This window comes from Nonlabens ponticola (genome assembly GCF_003966335.1).
GTDB classification, from domain to species: domain Bacteria; phylum Bacteroidota; class Bacteroidia; order Flavobacteriales; family Flavobacteriaceae; genus Nonlabens; species Nonlabens ponticola.
On sequence record NZ_CP034549.1, the window covers coordinates 308,773 to 325,009 of the forward strand.

Annotated in this window: 15 protein-coding genes; 7 read left to right on the forward strand and 8 right to left on the reverse strand. The window is 41.3% G+C overall.

Going from position 1 to position 16,237, the window contains the following annotated elements; all coding sequences use genetic code 11:
- Window positions 1-103: 103 nt before the first annotated feature.
- Together EJ995_RS01260 and EJ995_RS01265 are read right to left on the reverse strand one after the other, a co-directional pair.
- Window positions 104-961, reverse strand: a complete 858-nt coding sequence (locus EJ995_RS01260) for a hypothetical protein (RefSeq protein ID WP_126444839.1) — start codon at window positions 959-961, stop codon at window positions 104-106.
- A 246-nt stretch (window positions 962-1,207) separates the two neighbouring features.
- A complete protein-coding gene (locus EJ995_RS01265; protein WP_126444841.1) occupies window positions 1,208-2,284 on the reverse strand; it encodes an aminotransferase class V-fold PLP-dependent enzyme in 1,077 nt (358 codons plus the stop codon).
- Window positions 2,285-2,340: 56 nt separating this feature from the next.
- On the opposite strand from EJ995_RS01265, the gene EJ995_RS01270 reads away from it, so the two are divergent.
- Window positions 2,341-3,243: a dihydrofolate reductase gene (locus EJ995_RS01270; RefSeq protein WP_126444843.1), complete on the forward strand. Its 903-nt coding sequence runs from the start codon at window positions 2,341-2,343 to the stop codon at window positions 3,241-3,243.
- Window positions 3,244-3,328: 85 nt separating this feature from the next.
- Entirely contained in the window at window positions 3,329-4,210 is an 882-nt protein-coding gene (gene fabD / locus EJ995_RS01275; protein WP_126444845.1) for an ACP S-malonyltransferase, read from the forward strand.
- A gap of 51 nt (window positions 4,211-4,261) precedes the next feature.
- Here the strand turns inward: fabD and EJ995_RS01280 are convergent, their stop codons facing one another.
- The 4 genes from EJ995_RS01280 to EJ995_RS01295 all read right to left on the reverse strand — a co-directional run bounded on the left by EJ995_RS01280 (window position 4,262) and on the right by EJ995_RS01295 (window position 9,793).
- Window positions 4,262-4,843 (reverse strand): hypothetical protein, encoded by a 582-nt coding sequence (locus EJ995_RS01280; RefSeq protein WP_126444847.1) that lies wholly within the window; start codon window positions 4,841-4,843, stop codon window positions 4,262-4,264.
- Between the two features lie 107 nt (window positions 4,844-4,950).
- Window positions 4,951-5,565, reverse strand: a complete 615-nt coding sequence (locus EJ995_RS01285) for a DUF6705 family protein (RefSeq protein WP_126444849.1) — start codon at window positions 5,563-5,565, stop codon at window positions 4,951-4,953.
- A 171-nt stretch (window positions 5,566-5,736) separates the two neighbouring features.
- Window positions 5,737-7,029, reverse strand: coding sequence for a 2-oxoglutarate dehydrogenase complex dihydrolipoyllysine-residue succinyltransferase (odhB, locus tag EJ995_RS01290; RefSeq protein WP_126444851.1), 1,293 nt, complete (start codon window positions 7,027-7,029; stop codon window positions 5,737-5,739).
- A gap of 4 nt (window positions 7,030-7,033) precedes the next feature.
- Window positions 7,034-9,793 carry a 2-oxoglutarate dehydrogenase E1 component gene (locus EJ995_RS01295; protein WP_126444853.1) on the reverse strand — a complete coding sequence of 920 codons (2,760 nt, stop codon included), beginning with the start codon at window positions 9,791-9,793 and terminating at the stop codon, window positions 7,034-7,036.
- A gap of 111 nt (window positions 9,794-9,904) precedes the next feature.
- Here EJ995_RS01295 and EJ995_RS01300 point away from each other — a divergent pair, with 111 nt between their 5' ends.
- From EJ995_RS01300 to EJ995_RS01310, 3 genes are all read left to right on the forward strand, one after another.
- Entirely contained in the window at window positions 9,905-10,450 is a 546-nt protein-coding gene (locus EJ995_RS01300; protein WP_126444855.1) for an alpha-ketoglutarate decarboxylase, read from the forward strand.
- Between the two features lie 21 nt (window positions 10,451-10,471).
- The gene (locus tag EJ995_RS01305) at window positions 10,472-11,398 is read left to right on the forward strand and encodes a hypothetical protein (RefSeq protein WP_126444857.1); all 927 of its coding nucleotides are present in this window, start codon (window positions 10,472-10,474) and stop codon (window positions 11,396-11,398) included.
- A 316-nt stretch (window positions 11,399-11,714) separates the two neighbouring features.
- Window positions 11,715-12,773, forward strand: coding sequence for a DNA gyrase subunit A family protein (locus tag EJ995_RS01310; RefSeq protein WP_126444859.1), 1,059 nt, complete (start codon window positions 11,715-11,717; stop codon window positions 12,771-12,773).
- A 33-nt stretch (window positions 12,774-12,806) separates the two neighbouring features.
- Here the strand turns inward: EJ995_RS01310 and EJ995_RS01315 are convergent, their stop codons facing one another.
- Both EJ995_RS01315 and EJ995_RS01320 read right to left on the reverse strand, forming a co-directional pair.
- Window positions 12,807-13,106 carry a hypothetical protein gene (locus tag EJ995_RS01315; RefSeq protein WP_126444861.1) on the reverse strand — a complete coding sequence of 100 codons (300 nt, stop codon included), beginning with the start codon at window positions 13,104-13,106 and terminating at the stop codon, window positions 12,807-12,809.
- Between the two features lie 2 nt (window positions 13,107-13,108).
- Complete coding sequence (locus tag EJ995_RS01320; protein WP_126444863.1) at window positions 13,109-14,092, reverse strand: polyprenyl synthetase family protein; 984 nt, start codon at window positions 14,090-14,092, stop codon at window positions 13,109-13,111.
- 132 nt (window positions 14,093-14,224) lie between these two features.
- Here EJ995_RS01320 and EJ995_RS01325 point away from each other — a divergent pair, with 132 nt between their 5' ends.
- Window positions 14,225-14,839, forward strand: a complete 615-nt coding sequence (locus EJ995_RS01325; protein ID WP_126444865.1) for a TetR/AcrR family transcriptional regulator — start codon at window positions 14,225-14,227, stop codon at window positions 14,837-14,839.
- Window positions 14,839-16,224, forward strand: coding sequence for a TolC family protein (locus EJ995_RS01330; RefSeq protein ID WP_126444867.1), 1,386 nt, complete (start codon window positions 14,839-14,841; stop codon window positions 16,222-16,224). Before EJ995_RS01325 ends, EJ995_RS01330 begins: the two co-directional genes overlap by 1 nt.
- The last annotated feature ends 13 nt before the right edge of the window (window positions 16,225-16,237 follow it).

Here is a 16,237-nt window from a genome sequence, read left to right on the forward strand (position 1 = left end):
TCGAGTGGCGACCTATTACAAACAAATCACCTATACAAAACCACTACAGGCACGATATTAATTGTTTTCGCTTTAACCCTGGCAATGCAATTACCGGAGAGCGCTAATATTTGTATGCTTTATAGATCACAACAATTTGATTAGTTCGATTGCTAGTACTTGACCCAGCCAAAAAATTATCGACATTAATTGTAAATCCATCACTGTCAAAGGTGGTAAGCGATGCACTTATCAGTCCACTATTATCTTCTACGCCACTATTGTGTCCGTTATCGTGAATAGCCTCACCATTGTTGTTGGTAAACAAGGCAGCGAAACAATGTGATTCTGATGCATAAGTTCCTATACCATTAATACTAGAACCACTTATACCAGTTGCAATTGCTTGCTGATCGATAGCGCCAGAATTATTTTGAGCGTATCCAACAGTGAGTCCACCAGAAACCCTGATATCATTTGTGTTTGTAGCCAGCGTTCCATCAAGATTTTCTGCTGTCTTAAAACCAGCATTTACATTTTGTACTCTATTAATAGCGGTGAATTCTATAGAACTAGGTCTAAAGCCTACTCCTGTAATGACCTTGTTACCCGATGCATCAATCAACATTTTTCCAAAATGAACCTGTTTTTCATTGGCCGTCACCAATGGCACAGCGTCATTCACCAATTGGTTCCATTGAGTACCTGTCCAAAAATAAAAACCTGGGCTACCTACTGTATCACCAGTATTCCATACCATAGTACCAGCAGGAAGCGGCGTTGCAATAGCTGCTGTAGGATCTACTACAACTGGTGCTGCTGTTACAAGACTTGTAAGCTCTACTCTAGGAAGCAACACTCCTTGATTGGTAGAATTAATATCAAGTGCAGCTTGAGGAGTTATTGTGTTAATACCTACTTGTGCGTATGCTGTAGATACTAGAAGTAATAAGATAAAGATGGTAGGAAATCCTCTTTTCATTGTTAACTATTTGTTGATAACAAAGTTAAGAGACAACGCTATTCATCTGAATATTTGATTATTTAACTTTACGAAAACGATAATAATTAGACTAAGTGACTGTTTTCATAGATATAGTGCGTATCTATTTTAAACACTTATTGATAAATGTTATTTGTTTACATGCTGTAAACAAGCTTTATTTGAGTTGAAACACATGAAAAACGGGCTGAAAAGATCAATCGACACGTTAAATAGGTTGATCAGTCAATTTTGAATAGATAAAATTCTAAGTAGTTTACTTACATCATCGATGGTATTAAAATGAGCAAAACTCACTCTAATACCTTCGCCACGCAGTGAACACAAAATGTTGTTTGACCTAAGGCGCTGCATCAACTCTACGTCACCCTTTATATTAATTATGGATGAGTGCGTTTTTCTTTTCGCTAGCTGTGAATTGATCATTCCTGTATCCAATAGATGTTGCCTTGCATGTGAAGCTAGCTTTGCCTGTTGCAATTCAATATTTCTCAAGCCGTAATCAGTCGCAAACTGAATGGCGTGTTGCAACCCACCATAAGCGAGCAAATCTTGATGACCTGGCTCAAAATGTCCTATAAAACTACCGCGATCCTTACTGCCTTGGACACTATTAAAACCAATATGTGCTGGCTTGATGCGCTCTATCGCGTCCTCCTTAAAAATCATGTAAGCATTCCCATCGCCTGCATGTAACCATTTATAGCAACTTGCCGCTAGGATATCTATTTTGCTTTCGCGAAAGCTAAATTCAAAAGCGCCCGTAAACTGCGTACCGTCTGCAATCACAATCATATCAGGATATTGCACCTTGAGCTCGTCGATAAAATCAAGATCAATCTTGATACCAGTAATGTATTGAACCAGCGACAAAGCCAGCACATCTGGACGATGCTTGCGACAGGCGTCTGCAATGTGATCTTCTACCTTATGATCTAGCGTCGCATAAACGCAATCGAAACCTCGCGCCTGCACTGGCCAATTGATCGATGGATAATCACCGTCAACGAGCAGGAATTTCAACGATTTATCCATGCCGTCCAGTAACGTATTGAATCCTATGGAAAAGTTGGGAATCAGCGCGGTCAAATGCTCGTCTGCATCCAGGAACTGGGCTACTGTGGATCGCACATTGTCCATAAACCCAGCTGGATCGCTCCAGACTTCGCTACCTTCTATCGTCATGCGATGCAATAAATCGTTTTTGTACGCCTTTAAACCCGTACTCACCAGGCCGTGCGCCGCAGTATTGAGGTAAGTGTAGTTGTCCAGGACTGGATATAGCTCTTTTAATTTATGCATTTGATAAGGTAAATAATCTGTGGCGTTGGGTACATTTGATTATAAAAGTAACTCAAATGTTTAGCAACAAAAAAAAGCAAACACCTGGTATAGATCCAGATCAAAAAGAGATGATTGACAATGCCCGATTGCGTATCAAGCAAAAACGTGGGCTATTCTCTCATTTTATAGTATTCCTGGTAGGGTCTGTAGGGTTGATAGTGGTAAGCCAATTTTTCATAAAAAGTGAGATACCGCAATTACTGGGTATTGATTGGTGGATCTGGATCATTTTTGCATGGGCGCTTATTTTGCTGTATCACTTATTTAAAGTTTACGTGACCCAAAAACTTCTAGGACCAGACTGGGAAAAACGACAGTATGACAAACTAGTAAGCAAGCAACAGGATCGCATCAATAAATTACAAGGCAAAGTAGAGAAAGATTATCCACTGCCTGATGCCAAGGTCGTCATCACACCCACAAAAAACTACCGAGAAGTCACCATGATTGCCGCGGCAGGCAACGATGACGGTTTGGGAAAAGATGGGCAGCTTGTATGGCATTTACCTGATGATTTTAAACGCTTCAAGAGACTTACTACCGGGCATCATATTATCATGGGTCGCAAGACCTTTGACAGCTTTGATAAGCCGTTGCCTAATCGCACGCACATCGTACTTACCAGAGATAAAAGCTACACCAGTGATCATGCCATCATTTGCCATGACATGGATACCGCGCTGGCAGCAGCTAGTGATGATCCACAACCATTTATCATAGGCGGCGGCGAGATCTACAAATTGGGCTTGCCCTATGCAGACAAGATCGAACTCACCAGAGTACACGGCTCTTTCACTACCGACGCTCATTTTCCCGAAATTGATGAGTCCAAATGGAAACTGGTCAATAGCCTACACCACCCAGCAGACGATAAGCACAAGTACAGCTTTGACTATGAGACTTGGGTAAGGAAGTAGGTGACAGTTGACAGTTGACAGTTGACAGTTGAATGATAAATTAAAAATTCGGATTAGCTTAAATTCGCACTTACAAACAAATCACATGAAAGCATACGTATTTCCAGGTCAAGGCGCTCAATTTACAGGAATGGGTAAAGACCTATATGATAATTATGAGCAGGCGCGTACTTTATTTCACAAGGCAAACGAAGTTCTAGGTTTTGATATTTCAAAAATCATGTTTGAAGGAACTGCCGAGGAACTTAAAGAAACCAAGGTAACCCAACCAGCGGTGTTCTTGCACAGTGTTATTTTGGCAAGAGTCATGGGAACCAGCTTTAAACCGGATATGGTTGCTGGTCATAGTTTAGGTGAACTTAGCGCACTTACTGCAGTCGGTGCCTTGAGTTTTACCGACGGTTTAAAACTAGTTTCAGAACGTGCACTTGCTATGCAGGAAGCCTGTGAAATGCAGCGCAGCACCATGGCGGCTATTTTAGGATTACCAGATGACACGGTAGAAAACGTTTGTAAGGAAATTGAAGGAACCGTGGTAGCAGCCAACTATAATTGTCCAGGCCAATTGGTGATTTCGGGAGACGTACCAGCCGTAGAAATGGCCTGCGAAATCCTTAATGAAAAAGGTGCAAAACGTGCCTTGATATTACCCGTTGGTGGCGCGTTTCATAGTCCATTGATGGAACCAGCACGTGAGCGACTGGCGAAAGCCATCGATGCTACTGAGTTTGAGAAACCTATGTGTCCGATTTATCAGAATGTGACAACATTACCAGTAACCGCAACAGACGATATCATTACCAACTTAATATACCAACTCACAGCACCAGTAAAATGGACCCAATCCATTCAAGAGATGATCAAAGATGGCGCTACTGAGTTTATTGAAGTAGGTCCAGGAAGAGCTTTACAAGGAATGATCAAGAAGATTGATCGTGAGATTGAGGTGAGTCAGGCTGCGGTGTAAAAGTTGCCTAAAGAGATCCGAGATGGTAAAAGATTTATTTCATGGTCTAACTTATTGCCTTACAAAATTTAGACCTGTATTTACTGGAAAATAAGGCTCTATTGCGCCATTAGAACATTCATCACCCGTTATCCACAGACTTTCTAAAAGCATAAGCTCTAGATAAAGTGTTTTTCTATTGGTAAGCTGTTCGGTTTCAAGAAGAATTCCCCATTCATAATTTGCTTCGCACTCACGCCGATTATAAAAAAAAGAATAAGAACCATCTGGAAATAAGCTGTAGCCTATTCCAGAAAGAACTGCATTACCAGTTTGTCGTGTATCAATTATCAGATTATCATTTTCATCTCTAATCCTATAATCTAAAATCAGTGCATCAATTTCGTCAAAGATTCCATTATTGATTGTGTTTTTTGAAATAAAAACGTCAAATTTTTTCCGGCTATGCACAGCAGACCAATGACCTACAAAAACATCGAGGCTGTTATTACTATCCACGATTTTTTGAATATTCGCAGGAACAAGTCGATTTGAATCTGATAATATTTCACCGTAATCTTCGACAGTTAGCGTTTGAGAAAAACTAATTGTAATAACAATAAACAAAAAAGCGAATGCTAACGTCATCTTCATGCCTATGAAGATACCAAAAACATATATGGGCCGAAAAAGCTATTTAATTCAAAATAAGCTTTTAATTTTCTTTAAAGACCCTTAAATCTGTGTATCGACAAATCTAATTACTGCCTTACAAAAAGATAATCCTCTTGCCAAGGTAAATCTATCTCAGGAAGAGACTCGCCAATTTGAAGATGGCCTAAAAACTCAAATACCATCTCGCCTATCAACAGCTCTTGTCCTAAACTTCTATTGACAGCTGGCTTATGTAAGCTAATAGTACCCAAAGGACGGTCAACGTTTGGTATGTCTATTCTAAGCACGAATCTTGGTTCACCATCTCTGCAATTTTTAGCATTTAAATACCAACAATTATAAACTATGGAATTACCATGAATCAAATGAGCTCTACCCGATCTAGTGTCTAGTAAGTTCAAGCTGTTTACTTTTTCTATTCCATTTTGAACAAAGCGGTACTCACCTACCAACATATCTTTAAAACTTCCATTGAAAGGTACTCTTTCCTCTTTCTTGATAAATAATGTGAATTGATTATCACCATCATCATGGATCCAAGTACCTAAAAAATAATCCATCTCATTATCTAAATCCTTATAATAATTGCCAGAAACGCCGATATTATAAAAGTTGTCTTCCGATAAAGGTTCTGTTGTCTGAGAATAACATTCTACCATTGAGAATGTAAACAAAAACATAGTCAGTCTAACGATGTTCATACGATGAAGGTAATCAAATAGTATTCAATTACTTCACCTTAAGAAACGAGCAGAAAGTGGATGGTTTCGACACAATAAAAAAAGCGACCTCATCGAGATCGCTTTTCTTCTTACTTAAATATTCTAACGTTCTAACATAGTTTTCGACTATGCTCGAATAAGTATTGAAATCTATAATTCCAGCGCCTTCTTCACATCATTATCCATCAACAGTTCGATTGGGTTTTCTAACGCTTCCTTGATGGCAACTAAGAAGCCTACGGACTCTTTACCATCGATGATTCTGTGATCATAAGAAACGGCTAGATACATCATAGGCCGTGCAACAATCTCTCCATCGATTACTACTGGTCGCTCGATGATGTTATGCATTCCCAAAATCGCACTTTGCGGTGGATTGATGATAGGTGTGCTCATCATACTTCCAAAAACGCCACCATTAGTAATGGTAAACGTTCCACCTGTCATTTCGTCCACGGTGATGTTTCCATCACGCGCTCTTAATGCAAGACGTTTTACTTCTTGCTCTACACCTCTAAAGGATAGATTTTCAGCATTTCTAATTACGGGCACCATCAATCCCTTAGGACCTGATACGGCGATGGAAATATCTGCAAAATCATAAGAAATCATTTCTTTGCCATCAATCATACTGTTGACTGCTGGATACATCTCTAGTGCTCTTACTACTGCTTTAGTGAAGAAAGACATGAAGCCTAGCGACACGCCGTGTTTTGCTTTAAAGGAATCCTTATACTCCGTACGCAATGCATAAATCGCATGCATGTCTGCCTCGTTAAAGGTCGTAAGCATAGCCGTTTCATTTTTGGCACTTACCAGACGCTCTGCGACCTTGCGGCGCAGCATGGATAGTTTCTTGCGAGACTCGCCTCGTGATCCAGATCCTGGCGTTCCCATAGATGGTTTGCCGTCAGCTTTTACAGCATCGTCCTTAGTGATGCGACCATCACGGCCTGTACCTTGTACGCTCTTACTGTCAACGCCTTTCTCATCAAGGATTTTCTTGGCCGCAGGACTTGCGGTACCGCTGGCATAAGTTTCCTTAGCCTGCTTGGGCTGTGGTGCTTTCTCGCTGTTCTTCTTGTTTTTGGTATCCTCAAAGTCTTCTTTAAGATCTTCCTCGGCACTCTCGTCGCCGCCTTCATCACCACCTTCATAAGTTTCAGGAGCGTCCTCGACATCTTGAGAACCACCATTAGGATTAGGCGCTTCTGTATCAATCAGGCAAACAACCTCACCTACGGCAACGGCATCGCCTTCTTCTGCCTTAAGCGTGATAATACCGCTAGCCTCAGCTGGTAATTCCAGTGTTGCCTTGTCGCTATCAACCTCTGCAATGGCCTGATCTTTCTCGACCCAATCGCCATCTGCAACCAGCCATTCTGCTATTTCTACTTCTGTAATCGACTCGCCTGGTGAAGGCACTTTCATTTCTAGAGCCATAATATTATTTGTTGGTATTAAATACGTCTTCAATTATTCTTGCCTGTCTTGCCTTTGATCTGGTTGCACTACCAGATGCTGGCGCGGCGTACATGTTTCTGGAGCATACGCGCCAGTTTCTTGTTTCTTCCATGTGCAACAATAGGTGTGCATAAGCTCCCATATTGCGCGGCTCTTCTTGAGCCCATACGATATCCTTGCTACCGTATTTCTTGATGGTCTTCTTGATATCTGCCACTGGTAGCGGGAACAATTGTTCTACTCTTACTAGAGCAACGTCGTTACGATCATGTTCTTCTCTATATTCCAGTAGGTCATAGTAGAATTTTCCACTGGTGAATACTAGGGTTTTAGCTTTCGCGAAAGCGTCACCATCAACATCAATCACCTCTTTAAAACTACCTTTTGTAAACTCCTCAATCGGGCTCACTGCACGTGGCGACCTCAATAACGATTTAGGGGTAAACACGACTAGTGGCTTGCGGTAATTGACCAACATCTGGCGTCTCAACAGGTGAAACATGTTGGCTGGCGTGGTACAATTTGCCATAAACATATTGTCGCGTGCACACAGTTGTAAGTAACGCTCCATGCGGGCACTACTATGTTCTGCGCCTTGACCTTCATAACCGTGTGGCAACAGCATCACGAGACCATTCTGGTTTTTCCATTTGTCCTCACCAGCACTGATGTACTGGTCAATCATGATTTGCGCACCGTTTGAGAAATCACCAAATTGTGCTTCCCATATCGTGAGCGTTTCTGGCTGTGCCATCGCATAACCGTACTCAAAACCTACCACCGCATATTCTGACAGGTGTGAGTTATAAATCTCCATCTTTCCATCTGCATCCAGGTGGTTGTGTAGGATAAACTCGTTCTCGTGATTCTCTGACTTGACCACCGCATGACGGTGAGAGAACGTTCCGCGCTCTACATCTTGTCCACTCATGCGCACATTGTAGCCATCCTGCATCAAGCTACCGTAGGCAAGATGCTCGCCCATGGCCCAATCCATCTTGTTGTCATCAAACATTTGCTGTCTAGACTCCACAATTTTCTTGATCTTGCGTATGAAGTTTTGATCTTCTGGCAGTTGGGAAATTACCTTAGTAATCTCCTGTAATTTTTTCTTTTCAACGCCCGTTTTGACTTTTTTCATCATGGCGTCCTCGGTAGCGGTCTCATAACCATCCCATTCATCCTGCATGAACGGTGTGATGATGGTATTTTCCATCTGTCGTGAGGTAGCTAGCTCGTCTTCAAGACGGTCTTTGTAGACTTTCTCAAGCTCTTTTACCTTGCCTTTATCAATGACATTTTCCTTGAGCAACTTGTCGGCATAAATATCACGCGAGTTTTTATGCTTGCTAATTGCTTTATACAATTGTGGTTGGGTAAATCTAGGCTCATCACCTTCATTATGACCGTACTTTCTATATCCTAATAGGTCAATAAACACATCCTTGCCAAATTCCATACGGTAATCCAGCGCAAAGTTCATCGCGTGTACTACAGCCTCGGCATCGTCTGCATTGACGTGAAGTACTGGCGATAACGTAACCTTAGCAATATCTGTGGAATAAGTAGATGATCGACCATCCAGATAGTTGGTAGTAAAACCTACCTGGTTATTCACTACTAGGTGAATGGTACCAGCAGTTTTGTAGGCCTCGAGTTGTTCCATTTGAATCACCTCATAAACGATACCTTGACCTGCAATAGCAGCATCACCGTGCAATACGATAGGCAAGACCTTGCTGGCATCATCTGGTGTGTGCATGTCTTGTTTGGCTCTGGTAATACCTTCAACAACAGCACCTACTGTTTCTAGGTGCGATGGATTGGGAACAATATTAATATTAATGTTGTTGCCGTTATCTGTCTTGCGCTTACTAGTATAACCCAAGTGATATTTTACATCACCATCAAAAATGTCCTGCTCATAATCCTTACCATCAAACTCTGAAAAAATGTCTTTTACTGGCTTACCAAAAATATTAGTCAATACATTCAATCGGCCACGGTGAGCCATTCCTAACACAAACTGGTCAACACCTTTATCGGCAGCATTCTCGATGAGAGAATCCAGTGCTGGAATAAGTGACTCATTACCTTCTAGTGAGAAACGCTTTTGACCTACATATTTGGTATGCAGGAATGATTCAAAAGAAACGGCCTCGTTAAGCTTCTTGAGAATCTGTACTTTTTGATCTTTATTAAAGTCTGGATGATTATTGTTGCGGTGCAACCAACTCTGGATCCACTTTACCTGTTCTGGTGAGCGCACATACATGTACTCTACACCTATACTCTCACAATACACCTGCTTGAGGTGCGATATAATATTTTTAAGGCTGGTTTTACCGAGTCCTACCAGCTCGCCGCTTTCAAACTCTGTCGATAGATCTGCATCGCTCAATCCAAAATTTTCCAGATCCAACGTAGGCTGATATTGACGACGCTTGCGCACTGGATTGGTTTGTGTGAACAAATGGCCGCGTGTGCGGTAGCCATCGATCAATTGTACTACTTGAAACTCCTTACGCATCTGGTCTGGCACGCCTACAGATTGCTGGTCGCCAGCATTATCTCGATAAACTACCTGCGTCTCGCCATCGCCAGCAGACTCCATCCCAAAATCAAAGCCTTGAAAAAAGGCACGCCACGACGGCTCGACCTGATCTGGATTTATTAAATATTCATCGTAAAGTTGTGCAAAGTAGGCAGTGTGTGCTGCGTTCAGAAAAGAAAATCTATCCATAAAGTATTCGGGAATTTTCCCGCTTTCAATAGTTATTGCAAAAATAAAGAATTGCTCGTGCCCTAGGCAACCTTTTGTATATTTATAACGATTGCCCTAATATAGCACGCTATGAAGAATATTTCGACTTATGTCTCACTACTATTTGTGTTTTGCTTTTTTGCCGGATGCCATTTCACCTCTGCTCAAAATATACAACAAGATGGCAGTGATTTCTGGCAGCGTGTACGGTATGGTGGTAATATAGGGCTCAATTTTAGCAATGGATACAAGGCCGTGCAGTTGGCACCTCAGGCGATTTATCAAGTGAATCCACAAGTTGGCGTTGGTGTAGGTTTGAATGGTAGTTATGTAAAACGCAATTTTAATGGCGACAATCGGGATTTTTCCAGCACCATTCTAGGTGGAAGTTTAATAAGTATCTACCAACCTATTGAATTCATCCAAGTAAGTACAGACTTCGAACTACTACACGTCAATCAAAATTTTGAAGATGATGTATTTAGGGATGAGAATTATTGGGTGCCTGCCCTTTTTCTAGGAGCAGGTTATGCGACTGGAAACGTTGTTTTTGGCGCTAGGTATGATTTGCTGTACAATGAAGGCCGCAGTATTTATAGAAATGGACTGCAGCCATTTGTTAGGGTATTGTTTTAGGTAATTAATTAGACAATGCAAATGAATAGAATATTAATCTTCCTCGTGATAGGAATCACTTTTGCTTCTTGTAAACAAGGTAATGAAGAAAAAGCAGGACAAACCACACGAGAGACTGAATTCAAAAAAGTTGTTCGCGATGATTATCAGCTTTACAAACCAGCCAGTGAAATCAAGGCTGTTTTAATCCTTTTTGGCGGCTACCCAGAAGATGCAGAAGGCATTAAAAGAGAATTCCCGATTCTTGAGGATGCCAGAAATAACAGCATCGCAGTGATAATGTCCAACTACAACCAAAAGTTGTGGCTAGAGGAAAATGAAAAACGTCAACTCGCAACCAGTCTGCAGGATATTTTTGAAGAACATCATTTACCTAGTGAAAATGTAGTTGTTGGAGGTTATTCTAGCGGCGGCGTGGTGAGCCTATTGATCAGTGATTTTATTATAGGACACAAACAATTTTATATCGACCCAAAAGGAGTGTTCATCGTTGACTCGCCTATTGATCTAGAGGTATTATATAGAACTGCCGAGAAGAATATTGAAAGAGACTTCTCTGAACCTTCCATTCAAGAAAGCACCTGGCTATTAAAAGAACTAGGAAGCGGATTAGGTAATCCAGATGAACATATTGAAAATTATGAGCAAAGTTCTATTTACACCTATAGCACTGGTAATATTTCTAATTTGAAGAAATTAAAAAAGACCAAAATCAGACTTTATACGGAGCCAGATACCCTTTGGTGGCAAGAAAATAGAATGGCCTCTTACGATGAGACCAATGCATTTTATATCCAGGATCTGCACAGGATTCTCACCCAACAAGGCTATAACAAAGTAGAATACATTCCAACTGTCGATAAAGGATATAGAGCAAATGGAATGAGGCATCCACATAGCTGGTCTATTGTCGATAAGGCCGACTTGATAGACTGGATTCTAAATTGAACATATAATGTGTGGCCTGTGGATAGGATGGCTATGTAACTAGTTAGCCTTACGCCTGTACAAATCATATCCTGTATTGAAGTTCTGGACCGTACTTCAACGTGTTTCTTGCAATGGGTTTTTAATGATTACGCTTTCGCGAAAGCGTAACCCAAAAAAACTTAATTCTTACATAAACTCTTAAAGCCTTTACAACGGCATCATAAATAATGATTGCAATTAACAGTTTTTAAGCCAGATGAACTTATGTTAATACAGTATTAGTAAACCTAAGTATCTATCATCATAGATTGTCATCAAAATCAAAATAACAACTATGAAAAAGATATTTTTAAGCATGCTTGCCCTTTCAATGGCGATCACAGCATGTAATGACAGTAAGAAAAAAGACAACGCGTCAAATGATACCGAGTATAATGAAGACGCTACTGGCGATTCAACATCTGAAGATATGGATACTCAAGAAATGAGTCGTGAGGATGCAGAGCGTATGAGTAAAGATATGCGTGATAATGTCGAGGTAGATGACGAGGACAATGTGACGATAAAAAGTTTTGCCGAGTATGGTGAATTGCAAACGCAGGTAAGAAACTTATCTACTAAGCCTGATTTGCGCGAGGACATGGTAGGTATGGAAGCATATAATGCCTTTGAAAAATTTGTGGCTAATATGCCTGCATATTTAAAGACAAATGCTGTCATGAAAGAGGTACAAGACACACGTGTAGCCATGGATCGCTTTAAGGCAGATCTTGAGGATGAAAGCGTGTCAAAAGAAACGATGAAGAGACACCTCATGAAAGTAGAGACTGCAGTTGAAGATCTTAATGACGAGATTGCTAGTGTACGTCAAGGTCTTGACGCGAGTGATATTGATTATACGGCGTATAATGATTTTGCAACCAATGTAAATTATGGTGATAACGGCCTAATCTACATCACAGGATTTGATGCTTTTAATCAAGCACAAAGAGATTACATCTTGATGAGAGATGGTGATATGGATGAGAAGATGAAGTATGAGACGTCACTTAAAAAAGATTTCAAAGCACTAGCGCAAAACATTCCATCTTACCTACTAGTAGATGATGTAGAAGATGAAATTGAAGATGTACAGGAAGAAATTGCATACTATGAGAAGTACAAAAATGACAAATCAGTAGATGCAGAGCAACAATTAGAAAACCTTGAAGAAATCGAGGAAGCTATGTATGATCTTAACAGAGAGCTTGTGAAAGCAAGAAAAAAATATGTAGATAACCGCAAGGATGCCATTGAGGAATTCATGGAAGAATTTAATGACGATGATGGCCGCAGCATGGAAGCACGCTTAAAAGATGCTACCGAAGAATATAATGAGGAGATTGAGGACTAATCGTTCTCTTTAAAAATTAGGATACCGCTTGGACTATTGGTTCAAGCGGTATTTTATTTTAATCCATTCACGAGATAAGAAACCTAGAACGATACCATGTTCTAGGTTTTTTTCTTGGACGTCTGCGAGATAATAGAGTTGCTGCAATTTAGGATCATTATCCTCAATCGCCTCGCTAAGTAATTCTATTAATTCATTAAGAAACTCATCAGGACTTGCGGCTTGGACAGCCTCAAATCCAGATCGTTCTAGATCCTTATTGACTTGTGCGCGGTAAATGGCAAAGACTTGATGTTTCTGTTCAAGTTTAGATTGAATGGTGATGAGATTCATGGCTAGCTTATACGAGACATCAAATCCTTAGAAAATGCAGCCAGCATCTTTTTATGATCTTGGCTTATGTCAAGCGTCTCGATAATTTCTAATGCATGAGCCGTATGCTTTTTGATAGCATCCAACGTTGCCTGTTTGCCACCGCTGGCATCAAATAGCTGTTTTGCTTTTTCTTTTTTGGCGTCAATTTGCTCGTCTGTTTGTGTAGCATGATCAACGCTGAACAAGGCTCGCAGCTCATTGGTATAAGTCGCATTTGCCTCACTCATCAAGTATAAATAGGTCTTTTTATTCTCGCGTATATCGCCACCTACTTCTTTGCCAAAGGTCTCTGGATCGCCATAAGCATCCAGATAATCATCCATTAATTGAAAAGCCAGACCCAATTCAATACCATACTGATACACACGCTGTTGCTCATTTCTATCCTTGCCTGCGATAATGGCACCCATTTGCAAGGCACAAGCCACGAGAACTGACGTCTTGAGCTTGATCATGAGCAGGTACTCGTCTACCGTGACATCATCTCGCGTTTCAAAATCCACATCATACTGCTGCCCTTCACAAACCTCAAGCGCTGTTTTTGAGAAAAGTGTCATGAGCGATTTATAGGTCGCATCCTGATAAGCATTAAAGGATTGATAGGCCAGTATCATCATGGCATCGCCACTTAATATGCCTGTATTCTCATCCCATTTTTTATGTACGGTAGGCATACCCCGACGCAGCGGTGCGGCATCCATGATGTCGTCATGCAACAAGGTAAAATTGTGAAACACCTCAACGGCAACGGCAGCATCAAGCGCCTTGGTATAATCTTCTCCATACACATCTGCTGCGAGTAAAGTCATTACCGGTCGCAGTCGCTTACCGCCTAGATCAAGGATATAGTGTACTGGATCGTACAATCCTACTGGCTTTGTTTGGGTAATTGATTTCTTGAGATAGGCTAGAAAAACCTCACGATAGTCATGGATGCTGGTCATGATTCAAAAATAAGTCGTGGCAACCAACCAGCCATCATAAGTCTCATTCTCAATGTTAAAAGATTGTAAAACTTAGGAAACTTTGATCGTTTCTAAAGTTTCCTATACGTATTTTTGCCGCTCAATTAAGCAATGGAAGTCAAAGAACGCATACTAGAAGAATCCATGGATCTGTTTCTCACGCTGGGATTCAAGAGTGTTACCATGGACGAGATTGCCTCGCGATTGGGTATGAGCAAGAAGACCTTGTACACCCATTATCGTACTAAGGGTTCTCTGGTGGATGCAGCATCCGTTAATTTTTGTGAGCATGTATGCAACGGCGTGGACGACATTAGCGCGTCAGAAAGTGCCAATCCCATCGAGGAACTTTATGATGTCAAAAAGTTTGTCATGCAGCAGTTGCGCGGTGACAATACCTCACCCGTTTACCAACTCAAAAAATATTATCCAGAGGTACACAGAAAAGTCGAACTCATGCAGTTTGACCACATGGACAAATGCATCAAACGCAATGTAGAGCGCGGCATTGAACAAGGATTTTATCGCGACAATATTGATGCGGCCTTTGTGGCGCGCATGTACTTTGTAGGCATTCAAGGCATCAAGAACATCAGCATTTTCCCTGCTGAGGATTTCCCAGTGAATGACCTCTACGATCAATATCTAGAGTACCACTTGCGCGGCATCGTGACACCAGCTGGCCGTAAAATATTAAATGAACTAACCGACACAAACCACGAGTAATGAGAAGTACAATTATAACGGTGATGATTTTGTTTGGTTACGCTTTCGCGAAAGCGCAATCCACCACAGACACTACTGCACCGCAATCCTACAGCTTTACCCTAGAAGAGGCGATCAATTATGCGCTGGAGAATAATTATCAGGCTATTAATGCCAAAAGGGATATCGCTAAAGCGCTGAAGCAAAAGTGGGAAACAACATCGACCGGATTACCGCAAATCAATGGCGAGGCTGGCTATAATTACAATATCAAGATTCCTCAAACAGCCTTACCTGCACAAATTATTGATCCAGATGCACAGCCAGGCACTTTTGTCGCGGTACCATTTGCTCCACGTCAAAGTGCTAATCTCACTGCAACACTTACGCAACTCATTTTTGACGGTTCTTATATCGTGGCACTTGAGGCATCACAGACTTTTCTGGATTTTAGCGAGAATGCCAACAATAAGACAAAACTAGAGGTGCGCAAAGGCGTCATCAATGCCTACGGCGGCGTATTGCTGGCTCAAGAAAATGTGGATATTCTATCTAAGAATCTAGAGAACCTACAGGAAAACCTCAACGAGACTGAAAAGATTTTTGAAAACGGTCTCGCCGAAGAAGAAGATGTAGAGCAATTACAAATTACAGCACTGCAATTACAAAACCAACTTAACAGCGCACAGCGACAGGTAGAGATTGCCATGGACATGTTTCAGCTAGCGCTAGGCATCGACCTTGCGGCAGATGTTGCGTTGAGCGAGGACCTTGAAAGTCTTGCTGTAAAAACCATCGATCTGGCCTTGACTGGTCAAAACCTGGACATGGAACAAGCAGTAGATTACCAGATCGCCTATAATTTTACTGAACAACGCAGGCTGGAATACAAGTTGGAACGTGCTAAGGCGCTGCCTAGAGTAAGCGGTTTTGTGAATTATGGTACACAGGCGTTTGACGAGGATTTTGTCTTTTTTGACAGCAGTACGCCATGGTTCCAGCAATCTACTGCTGGTTTAAGTATTCAAGTACCTATTTTTAGTTCGCTAGGTCGCACCGCTCGCACCCAACGTGCAAAGATTGCCTACGATCAGGCTCTTACCGACTTTGAGCGCACCCAACAAGAGATCAAACTCAATTATGAGAGTGCACAAAATCAATATCAACTGGCCATTGACACCTATTTGACTAACAAGAAAAACCTTGCCCTTGCAGAGCGCGTTGAGAACAAAAACCAAATAAAATTTCAAGAAGGTATTGCCAGCAGTTTTGAATTGCGACAGGCGCAAACACAACTGTATGCCGCACAAGGCGATTACTTGAACAGCATGTTTCAAGTAATCACCAATAAGGCAGCACTAGAAACCATATTGAATACACCAGAATATATTATCACAAGAGACTAACCATACCACCATA